10 protein-coding genes and 1 pseudogene are annotated in these 10,963 nt (G+C 42.5%); 6 read left to right on the top strand and 5 right to left on the bottom strand.

From position 1 onward, the window contains the following. The coding region (locus ACU6U9_RS22555) for a substrate-binding periplasmic protein (RefSeq protein WP_446737183.1) at positions 1–471 on the top strand (471 nt) is incomplete at its 5' end. A 135-nt stretch (positions 472–606) separates the two neighbouring features. Here the strand turns inward: ACU6U9_RS22555 and ACU6U9_RS22550 are convergent. The 4 genes from ACU6U9_RS22550 to ACU6U9_RS22535 all read right to left on the bottom strand — a co-directional run bounded on the left by ACU6U9_RS22550 (position 607) and on the right by ACU6U9_RS22535 (position 5,292). Further along, entirely contained in the window at positions 607–990 is a 384-nt protein-coding gene (locus ACU6U9_RS22550) for a RidA family protein (RefSeq protein WP_446737217.1), read from the bottom strand. A gap of 198 nt (positions 991–1,188) precedes the next feature. Continuing rightward, the gene (locus ACU6U9_RS22545) at positions 1,189–2,748 is read right to left on the bottom strand and encodes a BCCT family transporter (protein WP_446733694.1); all 1,560 of its coding nucleotides are present in this window, start codon (positions 2,746–2,748) and stop codon (positions 1,189–1,191) included. A 92-nt stretch (positions 2,749–2,840) separates the two neighbouring features. Next, positions 2,841–3,833, bottom strand: coding sequence for a dipeptidase (locus ACU6U9_RS22540; RefSeq protein WP_446733695.1), 993 nt, complete (start codon positions 3,831–3,833; stop codon positions 2,841–2,843). A 13-nt stretch (positions 3,834–3,846) separates the two neighbouring features. Continuing rightward, positions 3,847–5,292 carry an aldehyde dehydrogenase family protein gene (locus ACU6U9_RS22535; RefSeq protein WP_446733696.1) on the bottom strand — a complete coding sequence of 482 codons (1,446 nt, stop codon included), beginning with the start codon at positions 5,290–5,292 and terminating at the stop codon, positions 3,847–3,849. Positions 5,293–5,385: 93 nt separating this feature from the next. Between ACU6U9_RS22535 and ACU6U9_RS22530 the strand changes: the two genes are divergently transcribed. The 5 genes and pseudogenes from ACU6U9_RS22530 to ACU6U9_RS22510 all read left to right on the top strand — a co-directional run. Beyond that, a complete protein-coding gene (locus ACU6U9_RS22530; protein WP_446733697.1) occupies positions 5,386–6,279 on the top strand; it encodes a LysR family transcriptional regulator in 894 nt (297 codons plus the stop codon). Between the two features lie 239 nt (positions 6,280–6,518). Continuing rightward, complete coding sequence (locus tag ACU6U9_RS22525) at positions 6,519–8,240, top strand: hypothetical protein (RefSeq protein WP_446733698.1); 1,722 nt, start codon at positions 6,519–6,521, stop codon at positions 8,238–8,240. After that, the gene (locus ACU6U9_RS22520) at positions 8,240–8,986 is read left to right on the top strand and encodes a DUF3726 domain-containing protein (protein ID WP_446733699.1); all 747 of its coding nucleotides are present in this window, start codon (positions 8,240–8,242) and stop codon (positions 8,984–8,986) included. Before ACU6U9_RS22525 ends, ACU6U9_RS22520 begins: the two co-directional genes overlap by 1 nt. 37 nt (positions 8,987–9,023) lie before the next feature. Then, positions 9,024–9,758, top strand: a complete 735-nt coding sequence (locus tag ACU6U9_RS22515; protein ID WP_446737182.1) for a sulfite exporter TauE/SafE family protein — start codon at positions 9,024–9,026, stop codon at positions 9,756–9,758. Between the two features lie 33 nt (positions 9,759–9,791). After that, positions 9,792–10,072, top strand: a pseudogene (locus ACU6U9_RS22510) (integrase core domain-containing protein); the annotation flags it as partial. Positions 10,073–10,165: 93 nt separating this feature from the next. Here ACU6U9_RS22510 and ACU6U9_RS22505 read toward each other — a convergent pair. Further along, positions 10,166–10,804: a single-stranded DNA-binding protein gene (locus ACU6U9_RS22505; protein ID WP_446733701.1), complete on the bottom strand. Its 639-nt coding sequence runs from the start codon at positions 10,802–10,804 to the stop codon at positions 10,166–10,168. Positions 10,805–10,963: the final 159 nt, after the last annotated feature.

Here is a 10,963-nt window from a genome sequence, read left to right as displayed (position 1 = left end):
GATCCCGTGCTAAATGAGCAGTTCGTTTTTTTTCATCTAAAAACCACCCCTTTTGATTGGAACACGTTAGAGGATTTACAAGGCGTCATGATTGGTGGCGGTAGTGAATATAGCTACGGTGTCGCTTTTGATGAAGCGCTTGAATCTGGTAAAATCGTCATCGAACGAGTACCAACACAATATCAAAACTGGAGAAAATTATTGCTGGGGCGTATTCAAGTTTTCCCTGAAGAAATGAACGTAGGTTACTCATCATTAAAACAGCACTACCCTGAAGAGAAAGTATCCCTTGTCACGCATCACCCCAAACCGCTTTTGAATAATTTAAGTTATCTGCTGTTCCCTAAAAGCGCAAATAACAGCCCAGTGCTCATGAAAAAATTCAACGCAGCACTTAAATCATTTCGCGAAAGCGGCCGCTATAACCTCTATTTTAAATCTTTTCATAATGGCTATTATGACGAGAAATGACCCCAGCCCATCATATCGCTCGCAGGGGCAAACTCGTGCGATATTGAATCTGCTATTAAATATACTTTTGTAATCGGAAGCAGTGTTAGCTTTATTTCGATATTTTTTCACTAAAATACCGTGTGTTTTAGAGCGTTAATTTTGATTAGGTACCACCGCATAAGCGACAACTTCGCATAACATTTCTTCTCTTGCCAAACCTGCCACTATCATTGCAGCACGGTTTGGGAAAGGAGCTGCAAAGTACTCTGCATAAACCTTATTAAATACTGGAAGTTGAGACCTATCGGTAACATAGATAAGCACTTGAGTGACATGGTCCATTGTCAATTCAGCCGCTTCAATCGTATGCTTTAGGTTATCCATTGTTTGGCGTGCTTGGGCTTCTATACCGCCTTCAACAACTTTACCTTCTTGGTCAATTGGAATTTGAGCTGTCGATAGTTGCCCGTTAGCAATGACAGCCCATTCAAGTGGTGCTTTGGATGCGAAAAGGTCTGTTTTAACGGGTGTTTTGATTGGCTGAGCCATGGTCTTGGTGTGTCCTATGTGTTTTCTATAAATAGTGAACTCTGAAAACTGCAGAGTTTGCACCTAGAAAGGGAGCCGAGGCTCCCTTCTATTTATTGCTGTGCTTGTTATTGCCCTACCCAAAGGGCAAGGCTAAGCATTAATGGCTAGGCTCTTATAACTAGGCTCTCATAATTAGGTAATAGGTTATAAACCTTGTTCGTCTGCCATCTTCTTCGCAATTTGTGGTGCTGTCCAAAGTGATGGCAGTAGTACCAAAGAAACCGGTACGGCTGTGATCACGATGAAAGATTGCAAGGCTGAAATACCACCCGATCCAATCGATATAAGAAGTGCTGCGACAACACCCATCATGATGCCCCAGAAAACACGGATAGAGCTCTGTGGTTGGTCTGTCCCTGTCATAACCATAGATACTGCATAGGTCATAGAGTCACCTGTTGTTGCTACAAAGATAGTCGTCAAAATCAGGAACAATACAGAGATCAAGAAGCCCATCGGCAATTGTTCTGTGATAGCCAATAGTGCCGCTGGTAGGTTGAAACCTGTGAAAGGTTCAGAGATTACTCCAGGGTTTGCAATTTCAAACGCTAAGCCACTACCACCCACTATGGTGAACCAGAATGTTGTGATGATAGGTGCAACCACTGAGATCAATAGCACCATTTGACGAATGGTTCGACCACGTGAAATACGTGCAACAAACATGGCCATAAGTGGGCCGTAACCTAGGAACCAACCCCAAAAGAATACTGTCCACCAATCTAACCAACCAGGGCTTGCACGGAAGGTTGCCATTGGAATGAATTTATCAAGATAGATACCAAAAGACTGGATGTAGCTATCAATAATAAAGGCGGTTGGGCCAAACAAAAGAATGAAAGTCATCAAGACAACAGCAAGAATAACGTTGGCACGACTTAGAATTTGGATGCCTTTAGTCACACCACTTACCGCTGATAGGGTATAGATACTAATCAAAGATAATAGGATAACTAATTGCGTTGTGTAGGTATCAGGAATACCAAACAATTTTTCTAGACCGAAACTCACCTGTAGACCTAAAAAACCAATCGGACCAACTGTGCCCGCAACAACTGCTAATACGCAGCAAGAGTCAACAATGGCACCAAAAGGGCCGGTCATGACTTTATCGCCAAAGACAGGGTAAAGTAGGGTTCTTGGTTTAAGCGGTAGCCCTTTTTCATAATGAAGATACATAAAAACAATACCGGTTAAGCTACCCAGAATTGCCCATGCTAAAAAGCCCCAGTGCATAAAGCTTTGTGCCAATGCGTTGTAAGCAGCTTGTGCGCCCTCTGCTTCACCAAACAAGGGTGGTGCAGAGGTGAAATGAGCCATAGGTTCAGCTGCAGCCCAAAATACACCACCGCCTGCAAGCAGGGTACACATGATGATAGAAATCCACCTAAACGTAGATATTTCTGGCGCTTTGATACCTCCAAGTACAACCGCACCTGTGCGGCCAATGGCGAGGAATAAGCCAATAATAAAGGTGAGTAACAGCAGTATTTGCCAATAAGCGCCAAACAATTTGGTTGAAACAGCGAATGCTGAATTCACCCATGCCGACACCGTAGTGATGTCATATAATGCTGCAATTACAAAAAGTGCTAGGCCGCCACCACTGATAAAAAATACGGGTAAGTCTACTCCTGTGAGTAAACCAGTACCGCTGTTAGCAGGTTGATTAGACTGTAGGCCATCTTGAGAAACTCTACTCATGGTACTCTCCTGAAGGATATTTATTTTTATATTTATTGGGTTTATCCGTCGTTATTGAGCACGAATATCATGCTCAATAACTAGGGCTACCTTTAAGAGGCCTGAGGTGTTAACCCTTCATCAAAGAATCGTAACCAATTCTGGCCCATTATTTTTGCTACCTCAGTTTGATTAAAGCCTCTATTTAATAGGCCTTTAGTGAGATTTGGAAAATCTCGGCTATCCCTAAACCAAGTAAGAGGCTCCGGCCAATCCGCATTGGATTTAGACCCTTCTCCGTAATCCTTTGTTTTTGACCAACGACCATTTCGCATCCATTCAAGAATAGAAAGTGGTTGTTGCTGGCAAAGATCTGTCCCTATGCCAATATTGTCTATTCCCATTAAATCCGCTGTGTTAGCTATCATGTCGCAGAACTCATCAAGGCGGCAGTCTGATCCATTCTTAAGGTGGAAAGGATATAAACTGAAACCTAGTAAACCACCTGACTCAGCAAGGTTTTTAAGAACTAGATCTGACTTGTTGCGTTTTGCTTCATGGAAACTCAACGGATTAGCGTGGGAAATCACAATAGGTCGCTCTGATATTTCTATCGCATCAAGGGTGCTGCGTTCGCCGCTATGACTCATGTCGACTATCATGCCAACACGGTTCATTTCCTTGATTGCTTGTTTACCAAAGCGGGTGACACCGCTATCGACGGCCTCATAGCAACCGCAAGCCAGCAGACTTTGGTTGTTATAAGTCAGTTGCATGATCATAAGATTCAGCTCGCGCATTATCTCGATCATGGCAATGTCGTCTTCAATCGGTGAGCAATTCTGAGCGCCAAACATGATGCCAACACGGCCTGTTTGTTTGGCGATTCGAATATCATCAGCACAGCGAACCGGCATAATTAGGTCAGGATTACGCTCAAAATGCGTGTTCCACTCACCAATACGCAATAGGGTTTCGCGAATTTGTTCATGGTAAACAATGGTCGCATGTACCATGGTGACACCACCTTCTTTAAGCTGTAAGAAGATGTTTCTGTCCCAATTTGAGTATTGCAAACCATCGATGACGATAAGATCCTGATGCATGGTTCACCCCTTGTTATGCGCGCATATAAGTGGTTTTAACAACGGTGTAGAACTCTTTTGCGTAAGTTCCTTGCTCACGTGGACCAAAGCTTGAATCTTTACGTCCGCCAAATGGCACATGGTAATCTGTACCTGCTGTTGGCAGGTTGATCATGACGCAACCTGTTTTAGCATTGCGTTTAAAGTCGTTAGCGTATTTGAGAGAGGTTGTGCAAATGCCACCCGTTAGACCAAAGTTTGTATCATTCAGTGTGTTTAGTGCTTCTGCGTAATCAGCCACCTTGATGATGCAAGCGATAGGCGCAAACGCTTCTTCACGGTTGATTGTCATTTGGTTCGTAGTGTTAGTGAAAAGCGCTGGTTGCATGTAGTAACCATCTGCTTCTTCTGTTAATACTTCACCACCGTATGCCAATTCGCCGCCTTCTTTCTTAGCAAGCTCAAGGTAAGATAGGTTCTGTTCCATTTGACGAGCATCCGCAACTGCGCCGATATGAACACCTTCTTTAAGAGGATGGCCCACAACCAGTTTCTTCATGCGCTCAATCATTTTGGCAACAAACTCGTCATGAATACCTTCAGTGACGATTAGACGTGAAGAGGCTGTACATTTTTGACCTGTGCCACCGTAAGCACCACCAACAGCGCATTCAACCGCATTATCAATGTCAGCATCATCTAGAACGATCAGCGCATTTTTACTGCCCATTTCTAGTTGGCATTTGATCAGGTTAACCGCTGTTGCTACTGCAACTTTTCGTCCTGTTTCAAGTGAACCTGTGAATGTCAGTGCGTTGATATTTTTAGAGTGGATAAGCGTATCGCCTACTTCAGCACCGGGACCCATTACTAGGTTTACTGTGCCTGCTGGCAGACCTTGGCGAGAAAGGATTTCTGTCAACGCCCAAGCGCTCGCGGGTACTTGGCTGGCGGGTTTCCAAACGACTGAGTTACCGTATGCAAGTGCTGGTGCAATTTTCCAAGCGCCTGTAGCAGTCGGGAAGTTCCAAGGCGTGATGATACCCACCACCCCCACTGGCTCACGGCGAGTTTCGATTTCAACACCAGGGCGGACTGAATCAGCTGTTTCACCCATTTGACGAAGTACTTCAGCCGCGTAGTAGTGGAAGAATTGACCTGAGCGATATGTTTCGCCAGCGCCTTCTGCCAGTGTCTTACCTTCTTCACGGGCAAGCAATTCACCTAACTCGTCTTTACGAGCAATCAATTCATCACCAATGGCCATCAAAACTGAATATCTTTGTTCTAGACCACTTTTTTCCCATTCAGCTTGGCCTTGCTTAGCCGCTTCGATAGCAACCAGTGTTTGTGCTTTATCTGCCTGAGCATAAGTACCAATGATATCTTTGGTGTCGGCTGGACTAATGTTGTCTATATTATCTTTATTGCCATCAACCCATTCACCGGCGATGTAATTACGAAAAACTGAATCGGACATGATCTACTCCTATGCGGTATTGGCTTCATATTAGTGCTCATGGTTTAATAATAAAAATTAATAATTAATATTAAGTGATAAGATTTTTTTATTATGATGCCAGAACTTAAGATTACTCAACTGCGTCACTTTGTATGGGTTGCTGAACTCAAAGGCTTTCATGTGGCGGCTGAACGAGCCCATAGAACTCAGCCGGCGATTTCTTTGTCGATAAAAGATTTGGAAGCAAAGCTGGGTGAACCGGTGTTTGAGAAACACAAAACAAAATCGGCCAAAGCTGAACTGACACCATTTGGTAAATTGTTTTTACCTAAAGCAAAAGAGCTAATTGCTCATCATGATCGTATTACGCAGGACATGATGTTGATGGCAGATCATAAAGCAGGCCATATTCGATTAGCGTCTGTACCGTCCATTGCTAGTCAGGTATTGCCTGAACTATTGCTTGAATTTGTTGCAGATGCCCCAGAATTGAATGTCAGCTTTTTTGATGATAATTCAGATGCCGTGCTTAAAATGGTTGAAAAACAGCAGGTCGATTTTGGTATTGCCAGTTTGTTTCACGAAGAGGAGCACCCAGATAAAACCTTTAATGGTATTTGGGAAGACCAAATTGGCGTTGTTTGCCCTAAAGATCATCCGTTAGCAGAGCATAAAGGGGTTCACTGGAAAACCTTGTTAGAGCACCGATTTATTCGTAACGGAACCTCTCGTCTTTTAGAAGACACCGAAGCAAGCCCTTTATTAGGTCGCTCACAGTTTTACATTTCGAATATGATTTCTTTAATTGCCATGCTAGAAGCCGGTGTGGGAATTACGACCTTACCTCGATATGCCTTCCCGAAAGAGAGTAGCACTTTATGCTTCATTCCTTTGGATACCCCCTTTGTTGTACGAAAAATTGGTTTAGTACAGCTTAATAATAAGTCGTTATCGCCTGCAGCGAGTGCCTTGGTTGATTTCATTTTAAGCAAGGCAAAGCGCTAGTTGGCGAGGTTTGCTTAATACTAATCGAAGAAATGAAATAAGCGCATTTTAAAAAAAAGGCTCAAAGCTAGTAAAAGTAATGGTTTAAATGGTTTTGATTAGAAAATCTTATCTAACGATAGAGCTTTTTGATTTGATGACATAGGTTGCATGGTCAATGATGCAGAACATAAAGTGAAACATAAATGTCCATTCATAAGGACATATAGTGCAACCAATTCATATAGAGAGTGTTCACCATGACGACGCCTGCTGCAATTGAATTCTCATTAAAAGGGAACAATGCGTTGCCACTTAGGCCAATAGATCAAGTGATGAACTTGGAGCGCTTAGGCGCAATGCACCAAAGCCGCTTGAGCTTTATGCGTATTCTTGTTCGCCATGTCATGCGTGAGCGTTGGCAGATACATATGACGACTCAAGACCTGAATGACGAAGGTTATGGGACGGTTATTTATGAAGTTCAAACTCCTCATGATTTGTTTAGCTTTGTAATCTTCTCCGACTACTTATCCGCGGATGAACGAAATGACAGAGTAATTGCCTCAAAATGGGACTTAACCATGGCGTTGGTCGCAGGCAAGGTCGATGAGATGTATGTCGAAAATTTGCGTCAAAATGTTCCTAAGCAAGAAGCTGGCCGCGTTGATTCACGTGTGTTTGTCCTTTCTCGTGCTAACCGAAGCGCACGTAATTTTGATTATGTGGTTGATCAATTAGCAACAGGCGGCCAACCAGACATCAAAAAAATTGCCAAAGTAGGCTATCTCTATCGTACTACAGCTGTATATGGCAGCGGTAAATTGGGGATGGCAGATTGGGAGAAGGTCTCGACTCGCTGGCCTGATTTTGCAAGGCCTTTTTCTGCTGAGATGTTTGTTTGTTTTATGCTAAGAAATTTTAGCCTTTTTCAAGCAGATCATATTGCTCAAAAACGATCTCCCCAACACTATAACCCAATGAAACCAGAGATTAAGCGCTCTTTTGGTATTGGTAATTCGACGGGTTTAGGCATGGCACCTTACCTGATGAACCATCCATTGTTAATTAACCAATGGGTTGAAATGAGAGAACTTGCCTTGGCAAGGGTTAGGCAATTAGGCCTTTATGATGAGCAAGCTAAAGATAAGCTTAATCGTTTAATTAACCGTGTTCAGAATCATATGGCTGAAACCGAAACGGAAGACGAATGGCAAAGTCAGAATAATATTGATGTTTTAGCTGACCTTGATTTATTAAAGCAGCGCTTAGACGTTGGCTTAGACAGCTGGAATAGTTTGATACTTTGGAGTGAAGATAAATGCTCCTTACAAGGGCAAGAACTTTTAGTGTCATTATTACTTGAGCTTTACCCTGAGTTAGTGGATGACCTTGAAAATTATCATGGCTCTGAAGAGTTTTTAGATTTAGATCCGGTCATGCCCGTTCAGACGCTAAAGCAAGTAATAGAAACCCGTTATGCTTGGGCGCTTAAAATTGATTTTAGTGAGAGTGGTTCTCGCGATATTTTTTGGTATCGCTCAGAAGAAAAGATGGAACCACGTTTAGGTCAAGCAGCATCTGAAAAAGGCAAAGACAAACAAATGGCATTAGGGGTGGGTTATGCCGTGCGTAAATGTTACGACCAATTATGTGAATACATCACTGTTTACCCTGAACATTCAACTGCTCGTTTCATGGTAACGAAACCAAAGCTTAGGGGTATTGTTAGACGCATACAAAGTATGAACCGTTGTGTCTATGGTGATATTCAAGCCAATTTATTAGACAAAAATGTCCTACCTATGCATCTTCTGAGAGCTAAATTAGCCTTCTTTGGCGTAAGTAAGTTTGACCCAAGATCCAAGCTTTGGGTGCGTAATACCATGTTTCAAGGCGCCCCTCTTTTAGAAGATATCGGTACCAGTTTTAACGATGATTGGTTTATGCCCTTTTCGGCAAAAGCAGAGGAGAGTCTCTAATGCATGTTTCTATGAATGAGTTAAAAGCCGCATTGCGCCGCTGTTTTGAAGCGGCTAACTATTTTGTTGGTAACTATGAAGATGCTGCCAATATGATTTTATGGTTAGAAAAGCACGGGTTAAATGGTCTTCAAGAATTACAACGCACTTTGCACTATATAAAAGAAGATAGAAGCAAAGATATGAGTACTGTGATTTATGAAGACAGCACATCTGCCATTATTGATAGCCATGGACGCAGTGCTTTGAATTGTATTGCTTCTGCTGTGGACCTTGCTCATGCTAAAGCCCTTGAGTGTGGTATTGCCACTATCAGTGTACATAACTGTCATAACCGTAAATTTATTCTCAAAGCCCTAACAGATTGCGGACGTCGTGGTATCAGCGTGGTCGCTTATTGGCGTAACGGCAGTGATTCAGTCACTGAATACACTGCCGCCATTAATGCGGGCGCACGTTATCCTTCTTTTAGCCAAGCAATTACGAATCTTGAAAGCAATGATCAGGATAAGCAGGCTTTAACCATTATTTGTAGCTCTCGTGTAGACCTTACCTCATCGCTACAAAACTCAAGTGATCATCAATCTAGATTTCATATGAGCGCAAAAGAAATTGCTAAGATGAAAGAAAAAAGCATAGATAATGGTATCGAGATAGACGCTAAACTTTGGCAAGAAATTAACCAAATTGGTGCCGAAGTTTTGGTTGAGAATTCTGATCAATCAAGACAAGGTGCAGGTGCTTGACCTTTATAACTTATTAGCCAGTAAAAGAGTGTATTAGATGCTCTCTTTTGCTTCTCTACATTATGCGTCGATAGATTGTGTTTCACTTGTTATTGTTGCGTTAGGGATTCTTGTTCAAGCAAGAGTTGGTATAGGCTTTGCGCTAATTAGCGCGCCGATACTCTTTCTTATTAATCCTGCTTTTATGCCAGGACCAATATTAATCTTAGGCTTTGTTTTATCCCTATTGTTATTTTTGAGTGAGAAACAAGCTCTTTCCCTCGCTTTAGTACTGCCTGCTGTCATTGCTCGATTACCAGGTTCTTGGGTGGCTATCTTGGTATTAGCATACCTTCCTCAATGGTTATTAAGCCTGATGATAGGTTTAAGTCTTTTATGTGCTTCATTTTTTTCTCTCATGAAGGTTTCTATCACTTTAAACCGATTTAATTTGTTCTGCGCAGGGTTTATTTCGGGTTTTACCGGCACGATTACGTCAATTGGTGGGCCAGTGATGGCGCTAATGTATCAAAACCAAGCACCATTAAAGGCGAGACAAGCCTTGATTAGCTTTTTTCTAATTGGAACACCTATCTCAATTATCTTGTTGATTCTATCGGGCTCAATGAGCCAGGAAGCTTATATTTTGAGTATCAAAATGCTGCCTGGTGTTTTAATCGGTTTTTTATGTTCGCGTTATCATAGGTTCGCTTCAATTTTACCTTCTAAGAAAGTATTAATATTACTGTCGAGTATTTCTGCTCTCGTTATTATTTTTAAAAGTATCATTTGATTTTTTAAAAATCAGAAAAATGACTTTACGTCCGCTTTTGAAACTAGAGGCAGACCAAAAGGTTTAATGTTTCACTCAGATCAAGACTGTCATTACACCAACTTAAAGTACCAACAAACATTATGACCCTTACAAATTAAGCAAAGCATGAGTCATCGCGGAAACTGCTGGGATAATGCGCCTATGGAAAGATTTTTCGAAACGTTAAAACAGAATGGATGCTATCGACAGGTTATCAATCATTTTCTGAAACAAGAACAGAAGTGTCTCGATACATAACCGGTTATTACAGTCGTTACAGACCACATACTTTTACCTTTACACTCTTATTTTAAAGCACATACAAAAAAGCCCCATTTAATAGGGGCTTAGTAGCTATTCTTTACAAATTAAGTCTTAGGTAATTCCTAGAAAGGAATATCGTCATCAAAATCATCAAACGCATTGCTAGGCTGAGCTTGCGGCGCTTGTTGAGGAGCCTGTTGTGGGGCTTGGCGAGGCGCTTGTTGCGGCATACCTTGTGGCTGACCATAAGGTGCTGCAGGTGCTTGTTGTGGTGCCTGACCATATGCCGGGGCCGCTTGAGGCTGGGCATATTGTGGTTGCGCTTGCTGTGGCGCCTGTTGAGGAGCAGCTTGTTGAGGCGCTTGCGGCTTCATACCTTGGTTGGGTGCATAACCGCCACCCATGTTATTGCTATCGCCTGAGTTACGGCTGTCTAGCATGGTCATTTCGTTAACAATGATTTTGGTTGAGTAACGCTTAATGCCGTCTTTTTCGTATTCGTCGGTGCGTAGCTTGCCTTCAACGTACACTTTAGAGCCTTTTTTCAGGTATTCGCCCATAACTTCGGCTAAACGGCCAAACGCTTCAACGCGGTGCCATTCAGTCTTATCCACTTGTTGGCCCGTGTTACGGTCTTTGTAACCTTCATCGGTGGCAAGGCTTGCGCTGCACACTGCATTACCGTTTGGTAAGTAACGCATTTCAGGATCACGTCCTAATGTGCCAATGATGATGACTTTGTTGATAGACCCACGTGCCATATTTTTCTCTCCGTCAGTGTTCATGGGGCTTTCAGCCCGAACAACACATTAAATTCTGTTAGTCGCTGCAAAAAGCGTCCTGTCATAGCCACATATATGACGACAATCGGCGTTAACTTAGAGCGATTTGTGGGCTGATTATACGTGGCAATTTCATTT

This window comes from Pseudomonas sp. HK3 (assembly GCF_052920985.1).
Note: the sequence above shows the minus strand (reverse complement) of the source record. Positions and strands in the feature narration are given on the sequence as shown.

What these genes read in the sequence shown, in the direction of transcription:
- ACU6U9_RS22545 (WP_446733694.1), bottom strand. Translation starts at nt 2,748, where the DNA reads ATGAGTAGAGTTTCTCAAGATGGCCTACAGTCTAATCAACCTGCTAAC.
- ACU6U9_RS22530 (WP_446733697.1), top strand. Translation starts at nt 5,386, where the DNA reads ATGATGCCAGAACTTAAGATTACTCAACTGCGTCACTTTGTATGGGTT.
- ACU6U9_RS22525 (WP_446733698.1), top strand. Translation starts at nt 6,519, where the DNA reads ATGACGACGCCTGCTGCAATTGAATTCTCATTAAAAGGGAACAATGCG.
- ACU6U9_RS22520 (WP_446733699.1), top strand. Translation starts at nt 8,240, where the DNA reads ATGCATGTTTCTATGAATGAGTTAAAAGCCGCATTGCGCCGCTGTTTT.
- ACU6U9_RS22505 (WP_446733701.1), bottom strand. Translation starts at nt 10,804, where the DNA reads ATGGCACGTGGGTCTATCAACAAAGTCATCATCATTGGCACATTAGGA.
- ACU6U9_RS22535 (WP_446733696.1), bottom strand. Translation starts at nt 5,292, where the DNA reads ATGTCCGATTCAGTTTTTCGTAATTACATCGCCGGTGAATGGGTTGAT.
- ACU6U9_RS22515 (WP_446737182.1), top strand. Translation starts at nt 9,024, where the DNA reads ATGCTCTCTTTTGCTTCTCTACATTATGCGTCGATAGATTGTGTTTCA.
- ACU6U9_RS22540 (WP_446733695.1), bottom strand. Translation starts at nt 3,833, where the DNA reads ATGCATCAGGATCTTATCGTCATCGATGGTTTGCAATACTCAAATTGG.